At 64.8% G+C, this 2,551-nt stretch carries 2 protein-coding genes; one reads left to right on the top strand and one right to left on the bottom strand.

Features of this window, described 5'->3' with window-relative positions:
* A partial coding sequence (locus tag ACYVDE_RS19965) for an SDR family NAD(P)-dependent oxidoreductase (protein WP_460503293.1) occupies positions 1-144 on the bottom strand: 144 nt, incomplete at its 3' end.
* Between the two features lie 328 nt (positions 145-472).
* Between ACYVDE_RS19965 and ACYVDE_RS19960 the strand changes: the two genes are divergently transcribed.
* Positions 473-2,551, top strand: a 2,079-nt coding sequence (locus tag ACYVDE_RS19960) for a GEVED domain-containing protein (protein WP_460503292.1), incomplete at its 3' end; no start/stop codon positions are given.

The raw sequence follows: 2,551 nt of genomic DNA, 5'->3' as shown, positions 1-2,551 counted from the left end.
GGCGAGGGCGGCGGCGGTATCGGCAAGTTTGGTTTCGTCGCGGCCGGTGATGGCTACCTGGTAGCCGGCGCGGCCAAAGGCCAGGGCGCAGGCCCGGCCAATGCCGGAGGTGCCGCCGGTGATGAGAACAGTGCGTGTGGGCATAAGAAAAATAAAAAGCCGGCGCTGACCGGCAGACTAACGAAACTGTGCGGCAAATTTAGCGCGGCGGCCGGCGTCGTGCCGTGGGCTGGCAGGCTCATGCCTAAACCTGCCGCGCGGCCAGCCATCTAATGAGCGCCTCACCCGCAACGAACCAGCCGGCGCACTGGCCGATTGCCACGCGGCAATGGCCGATTAATCCCTTGCTGTCGTCGGTTTGTGCTTACATTTAACCACTGAATTCTATTCTTTTTCTTCTTTGCTTCTCAGTATGATGCGACACCTACTTTCCGGGTTGCGGGGCTGGCCGGTGCTGACCGGCATATTACTTGTGCTGGGCACAGCAAACACGGCGCAGGCCCAGAACACCTGCCCCATCGCCGCCGCCTGCACGCCGGGCAACGCCAGCAGCGGGCAGGCCTCGGGCTTCGGCATGGGTATTCTGAATGTGACCGTAGGCAACAACCTCATCGTCAATAACACCGGCAACTACAGCGAAGGCTACAAGGACTACAGCTGCACCAAAAACGCAGCCCTGACCGTAGCCCAGCCCTACGCCATCAGCGTGCGCACGGGGCCGAACGTGGCGGAAAATGTGCGCGTCTGGATTGACTATAACAACGACGGCGCCTTCACCGGCACGGGCGAGCTGGTGTTCAGCTCCGACAACGCCACCCTGCACACCGGCACTTTCACACCGCCCACCACGGCCATTCTCAGCACCAACCTACGCATGCGCGTGGCCGCCGACTACGCCAACGGCATCATCCCGACTTCGTGCTCGACGCCGCAGTACTCGCAGGACGAAGATTACAGCGTGCGCCTTTCGGCTAACGCCAGCCCGCCGGTGGCGGCCTTCACGGTGAGCGCCACTACTACCTGCACCGGCTGCGTGCAGTTTACCGACGCCAGCCAGAACGCGCCCACCAGCTGGCTCTGGACGTTTGGCGACGGCACCACGAGCACCCTGCAAAACCCCAACCACTGCTACACCACGGCCGGCACCTACGCCGTGACCCTGAAGGCCACCAACGCGGCCGGCAACAGCACCAGCGCGGCCACCAGCATCACCTACAATACCACGGTGCCGGTGGCGGCCAGCTGCACGCCCCAAACGCAGAGCTACTTTGCCAACTACGGCATTGTCCGCTTCCGGCTGAATACCATCGACAACACCTCGGCCGACGGCAGCGCGGGCTACCAGGATTTTACCTGCACCCAGCGCACCGAGCTGACGGTGGGCGTGAACTACCCGATGGTTATCACGACGGGCGGCACCAACCCGCACGACATCCGCGTGTACCTCGACAAGGATAACAACGGCACGCTCACCACGGCTGAGCAGATTTACGCCAGCGCCATCACGGCCTCGCCCGGGGCCACCACCACCATCAACCTGCCCGCTACGGGCATCGTGTTCAACCAGCCGCTGCGCTTGCGCGTGGTAGCCGATGCCATTGGCAACACCACCGGCCCCTGCGTGAACCCAGTGAGCGGCCAGGCCGAAGACTACACCGTGGTGATGAAGGCCAACACCCTGCCCCCCATCATCGACTTCAGCAGCAACTACGTGGCCGGCAGCTGCGTGAACCCGGTGCAGTTTACCGACCTGAGCACCAACGCGCCTACTTCCTGGGCCTGGGACTTTGGCGACGGCGGCACCAGCACCCTGCAAAACCCCTCGCACCAATACGCTGCTACCGGCACCTACAGCGTGACGCTGACCGCCACCAACGCCTTCGGCACCGCCTCGGTGACGCGCCTGAACGCGGTGAGCGTGCAGGTGCCCTGCGTGACGTACTGCAGCGCCAACGGCACCGGCCCCACCGGCCCCAATGGCCAGACGCAGCCCAGCCCGTTCTGGATTACCAGCGTGGCGGTGGCCACCCCGGCCTACACCAACGTGACGGGCAACAGCGCCGGCGGCTACACCAGCTACGTGGCCTCACCCATCACGGTGGCCCCGGGCAGCACCATGGCCCTCACGGTTGGCACCAATGCCAACGTGATTCACCGCACGGCCGTGTGGGTCGACCTGAATCAGAATGGCTCGTTCAATGATGCCGGCGAGCTCGTGGCCACGGGCATCAGCGCCAACGGGCCAACGGCGAACTCGTTCACGGGCTCGTTTGTGCTGCCCTCGCGCACGTTCAGCACGCGCATGCGCGTGCTGGTGCAGGCCAATGCCAACACCACCGTGCCCAACCCCTGCAGCGTGAACTTGCTGAACGCCGAGGTAGAAGACTACCTGCTGCGCGTGCAGCCCTTGGCCACCCGCAGCGAGCAGGCCCTGCCCAGCCTCAGCCTCTACCCCACCCCCACCCCCGACGGTCGCCTGCGCCTGGCCCTTACCGATGTCCGCGCCGCGGGCCTCTACACCACCGAAGTGCGCAACCTGCTGGGGGCGGTA

This window comes from Hymenobacter agri (assembly GCF_054778495.1).
This window is presented reverse-complemented; position numbering and strand designations above follow the sequence as displayed.